This window comes from Arthrobacter crystallopoietes BAB-32, from assembly GCF_000328305.2.
In the GTDB taxonomy this organism is placed as follows: Bacteria; Actinomycetota; Actinomycetes; order Actinomycetales; family Micrococcaceae; genus Crystallibacter; species Crystallibacter crystallopoietes_A.
The window spans coordinates 1-4,781 of the sequence record NZ_ANPE02000226.1 but is presented as its reverse complement, the minus strand read 5'-3'; the positions used below and the strand labels follow the sequence as shown (position 1 = coordinate 4,781).

Below are 4,781 nucleotides of genomic sequence, written 5' to 3'. Positions count from 1 at the left end.
GCTGGGGCTGGCGAAGCTGGGGCTGGGGAAGCTGGGGCTGGCGCAGCCGGCGTGGCAGGCTGCGCCCGCCGCGCTACTCGCGGTCGAGAATGCCCCGCACCCATTCATGCGCGTCGCGGAATGCTTTGTCTTGGTGATGCTCAGGCACTCCATAGCTGCGCTGGTCAGCGCGGGGGTAGGAGCCGAGGAACCGCAGCCCGGGGCTGATGCGGTGAAGGCCGCGGATGGCGTCGGCGATGCGTTCGTCGGTGAGGTGGCCGTCGGCGTCGATGCTGAAGAAGTAGTCGCCGAGGAACTGGCCGGTCGGCCTGGATTCGATTCGGCTCAGATTCACGCCCCGGGTGGCAAATTGCTCCAGGATGCCCATCAGGGCGCCGGGGTGGTCGTCGGGCAGCGGCACGACCAGGGTCGTCTTGTCAGAACCGGTGGCTTCCGGAAGGGCGCCGGGCCGGCTGACGAGGATGAAACGGGTGACGGCGTCTTCAACATCCCCGATGTTGTCGGCCAGCACGTCGAGCCCCAGCTGTTCGGCTGCCAGCGGAGCACAAATGGCGGCGTCGTAGCTGCAGCTGTCGTCCAGCAGGCCCGCAGCGGCGGCCGCGGTGGAAGCAGCGGGGATATATTCGGTCAACGGAATGTTGGCGCTGCTCCAGCCACGGCACTGAGCCCAGGCGTGACCGTGCGTGGAGACCCTCTTGAGGTCGCCGAGTTCCAGACCGTGCCGCGCCGCCAGCACAAACCTGATGGGAACCAACTGTTCGCCGATGATCATGAGGGGATCACCGGTGGCGATGGAGTCCAGGGTGGCACTGACGCCGCCTTCCACCGAATTCTCGATGGGCACCATGGCGGCCCGGACCTGGCCGGTGCGGACCAATTCCAAGGCGGAGCTGACGCTGGCAGCGGGGATGCGTTCGGCGTCGGCCGCCTCGGGCACTTGGAGCAGCGCCGCCTCGGTGAAGGTGCCTTCGGGACCGAGGTAGGCGTAGGTCGGCCGCATTACTTGACCGTGGGCTCCTGCCCGTTCTCTGAAACCATTGGCTTGCCTGCTTCCAGCCAGGCACCCATGCCGCCGGAGACATTCATGGCGGAGTAGCCGTTGGCCACTAGCCACTGTGCTACGCGGAAGGAGCGTCCGCCGCTGCGGCAGATGACAAAGACGTCCTCGTCCGGATCCAGTTCCTCAAGCCGCTCGGGCAAGTCGTTCATGGGAATGTGCAGGGCGCCGTCGATATGGCCGGCTTCCCACTCGTAGTCTTCGCGGACGTCCAGCATGGTGGCGTCGGCGCCGATGCTTTCCACATCCACGTTCTCGATGTTCGTCATGGGAACTCCTTGCGCAACAATCACAGAATCGGCTGACAATCTGCCGCCATGTCCAGCCTATAGTGGGAGCACGCCCTGCACCTTATCGAAACAGAGGTACCGATGGCTGCTGCCCAACCCACGATCCTGGCCACTTCCGGCGGTTACAAGGCCGGCGCGCGCACCCGGCTTGAGTTCAACCAGCTGGTCCACCATGCGGTAGAGCTCGCCGGGACTTCCGGGCGGGCGCCGCGCATTACCCACGTCGGTACGGCCAACGGCGACCAGCGCTGGTATGCCGCCGAGCTGGACGAGGCCGCGCGGGTGGCCGGGTTCGACCTGTCGCACCTGAACCTGTTTACGATGCCGAACATCGACAACATGGAAGAGCATCTGCTGGCGCAGGATGTGGTGTGGGTGAACGGTGGATCGGTGGCGAACCTGCTGGCCGTGTGGCGCGTGCACGAGCTGGACGCGGTGTTCCGCCGCGTGTGGGAGGCCGGAGTGGTGCTCGCCGGCGTTTCGGCAGGTTCCATCTGCTGGTTCCGCGGCGGGACCACGGATTCCTACGGGCCGGAGCTGCGCGCGGTGACCAACGGCCTCGCCCTGCTGCCCTACGACAACGGGGTGCACTACGATTCCGAGCCGCAGCGGCGTCCCCTGGTCCACCAGCTGGTCGCGTCCGGCACCTTGGGTGAAACGCACTGCACGGACGACGGCGTGGGGCTGGTTTACCGGGGCACCGAACTTGTGGAGGCGGTCACCGAGGTTCCCGGCAAGATGGCCTACCGCGTAACTGCCAAGGCCGGGGACGGCCCGGAGGCTGTGGCCGTGGAAGAGCCGGTCGAGGCTCGGTATCTGGGTTAGCAGCTGAGGATCTGGTAGCGGAACGATCCGGTAGCGAAGCAATCTGGGCAGGCCTGGTCAACGTGAAGCTGCCCGCGGGCAAGGGGGACTAATGGATCTGCAGGCTGTGGGCAGCGGGCTGGCCGGCCTCGGCAATGGCGCGCTCGTGCTCGCCCTGACGCTCTTCGTCCTGGTCCTGGCCTGGCTGTCCGCCGTCATTGCCCGGCGTGTGCTCGGGGTTCCCGTCGGTTGGCCGCGTTCCATCGTGGTCGGCATCCTGATGATCCTCTCGTTCGGTGCCATGGCCCAGTACCTGGCCATGACAGCCGATTTGGGCGGAGTCGGCGGATCGGCACTCAAGGTACCCACCGCCGTCGTACTCATGTTCCTGGTCCTGGCGGTGGCCTGGGTGTTTGCCATCGGAGTCGCCGTGCTGGTGGCACTGGAGGTCGCGTTCCCCACCGGTTCGCTGCCCAAGATCGCCAGCTTCTTCCGGGGTTGGCGGGCGCGCCGGCAGCGGGCCCGGCGCTACGCGCAGGTGGTGGGCATCGCGTTCCGGCACGGACTCGGTTCCCAGCTGCGCGGCCTGAACCGCAATGCGCGGCACGAGAACGAGGAAGAGACCGCGCTGCACCTGCGGCTGGCGCTCAACGAAGCCGGCGTTACGTTCGTCAAGCTCGGCCAGATGCTCTCCACCCGGCGGGATCTGCTTCCGGAGCCGTACATCCGCGAGCTGTCCAAGCTGCAGACCCATGCCGAGCCGGAGCCGTGGTCCGCCATCGAGCCGGCCATCCGCACCTACCTGGGCCGGGAGCTGAACGAGGTGTTCGCCTGGGTCAACCCGCAGCCGCTGGCCTCGACGTCGGTGGCGCAGGTGCATGAGGGAAGCCTGCTCTCGGGCCAGTCGGTGGTGCTGAAGGTGCAGCGGCCGCTGGCCCTGCGCCAGGTCCGCCGGGATGTCGACATCGTGCTGCGGATGGCGCGCTGGCTGGACCGCACGGCGCCGTGGGCCCGCACGATCGGGATCAAGGGACTCGCGGAGGGCTTCGCTGCGTCGCTGCATGAGGAGCTCAACTACCGGGTGGAGCTGGAGAACATGCGCAGCGTCGACGCGTCGCTGGCGGAATCCGGCATCGAGGATGTCAGCGTCCCCCACGTGTACGAGGAGTTCTCGGGCAGCCGGCTGCTGGTGATGGACAAGCTGGCCGGGCGGCCGATTTCGCATGCCCAGCAGGTGCTGGCGGACATGTCCGGCGAACAGCGCCACCAGGTCGCCGGCAAGCTGCTTTCGGCCACGCTGAGCCAGATCGTTGATTCGGGCGTCTTCCACGCGGACCTGCATCCGGGCAACATTTTCCTCAGGGACGACGGCGGCATCGGCTTTTTGGACTTCGGTTCCGTGGGGCGGCTGGATCCGTCCACGCGGCAATCGCTCGGCACGCTGCTGTACGCGGTCGAGAAGGATGACAGCGTGTCCGCCACGGACGCGCTGATCGAGCTGCTGGACCGCCCGGAGGAACTGAACGAACGCGCGCTGGAACGCAGCGTGGGCCAGCTGCTGACGCGCTACCGCGCGGGCTTCGGCCGGCGCGGCAGCCGGAATATGTTCACGGTGCTGCTGAACCTGCTGGTGCAGCACGGTTTCGCGGTGCCGGCACAGATCGCGGCGGCGTTCCGGGCGCTGGCGGCACTGGAGGGGACGCTCGGGCTGGTGAGTCCGGACTTCGACGTCGTTGCGGCAGCGCGCGCCGAGGGCAAGCGGATGATGGGCCACCAGTTCCGGCCGGGCAACCTGAAAGACCAGCTGGAGGGCCGGGCCCTGCAGCTGCTGCCGCTGCTGGAGCGGATGCCCCGGCGGCTGAACAAGCTCACCGAGGACCTGGAGCAGGGCCGGTTTTCCATGAACATCCGGATGCTGGCGGACAGCCGCGACCGGCACTTCCTGGACACCCTGGTCCAGCAGGTGGTGGTGGCCCTGCTGGCGAGCGCGGCGACGCTGGGCGCCATAATCCTGATTGCAAGCGACACCGGACCGATGCTGACCGAGAATGTACGCATGCACGCGTTCTTCGGCTACACCCTGCTGTTCGCCGGTTTTGTCCTGTCCCTGCGCGCGGTGGCGCTGGTCTTCCGCCGCCATCCGGAAAGCAGCAACCGCGATGTCTGACCTGTACGAGCTCACCGCCGTGGAGCAACGCGATGCCCTGCGCCGCGGCGAGGTCAGCGCCCGGGAGCTGACCGAGCATTACCTGGCCCGGATCGAGTCGCTCAATCCGGAACTGGGCGCGTTCATCACTGTGACGGCGGAGAAGGCGCTGGAGCGGGCGCGCGCGGCGGATGAGTTCCAGGCGCACGGCGGCCAGCTGCGGCGGCTGCACGGGCTGCCGCTGGCGTTCAAGGACCTGACGGACGTGGCCGGGGTCAAGACGACGCACGGCAGCCGCGCGGTGGAGCATGCCGTGGCAGCGTCCAACCATACGCTGGTGGAAGTGCTGGAGCGGGCCGGGGCCATCAGCCTGGGCAAGACGCAGGTGCCGGAATTCGGCCTGACCTCCTACAGCGAAAACCGGATTGCGCCGCCGGCCCGCAATCCGCTGGCGCCGGCAACCAGCGCGGGCGGTTCCTCCGGG

5 protein-coding genes are annotated in these 4,781 nt (G+C 67.7%); 3 read left to right on the top strand and 2 right to left on the bottom strand.

The features are described from left to right. Positions 1–73 precede the first annotated feature (73 nt). Both pheA and D477_RS17445 read right to left on the bottom strand, forming a co-directional pair. The gene (pheA, locus tag D477_RS17450) at positions 74–1,000 is read right to left on the bottom strand and encodes a prephenate dehydratase (RefSeq protein ID WP_005272715.1); all 927 of its coding nucleotides are present in this window, start codon (positions 998–1,000) and stop codon (positions 74–76) included. Then, positions 1,000–1,326, bottom strand: coding sequence for a rhodanese-like domain-containing protein (locus D477_RS17445; protein ID WP_005272713.1), 327 nt, complete (start codon positions 1,324–1,326; stop codon positions 1,000–1,002). The genes pheA and D477_RS17445 overlap by 1 nt, the downstream gene beginning before the upstream one ends. Before the next feature lie 102 nt (positions 1,327–1,428). Between D477_RS17445 and D477_RS17440 the strand changes: the two genes are divergently transcribed. The 3 genes from D477_RS17440 to D477_RS17430 all read left to right on the top strand — a co-directional run. After that, entirely contained in the window at positions 1,429–2,172 is a 744-nt protein-coding gene (locus tag D477_RS17440) for a peptidase E (RefSeq protein WP_005272710.1), read from the top strand. A gap of 91 nt (positions 2,173–2,263) precedes the next feature. Beyond that, positions 2,264–4,318, top strand: a complete 2,055-nt coding sequence (locus D477_RS17435) for an ABC1 kinase family protein (protein ID WP_005272708.1) — start codon at positions 2,264–2,266, stop codon at positions 4,316–4,318. Continuing rightward, a partial coding sequence (locus D477_RS17430) for an amidase (protein ID WP_005272707.1) occupies positions 4,311–4,781 on the top strand: 471 nt, incomplete at its 3' end. The genes D477_RS17435 and D477_RS17430, both read left to right, overlap by 8 nt.

What these genes read in the sequence shown, in the direction of transcription:
- pheA (WP_005272715.1), bottom strand. Translation starts at nt 1,000, where the DNA reads ATGCGGCCGACCTACGCCTACCTCGGTCCCGAAGGCACCTTCACCGAG.
- D477_RS17445 (WP_005272713.1), bottom strand. Translation starts at nt 1,326, where the DNA reads ATGACGAACATCGAGAACGTGGATGTGGAAAGCATCGGCGCCGACGCC.
- D477_RS17440 (WP_005272710.1), top strand. Translation starts at nt 1,429, where the DNA reads ATGGCTGCTGCCCAACCCACGATCCTGGCCACTTCCGGCGGTTACAAG.
- D477_RS17435 (WP_005272708.1), top strand. Translation starts at nt 2,264, where the DNA reads ATGGATCTGCAGGCTGTGGGCAGCGGGCTGGCCGGCCTCGGCAATGGC.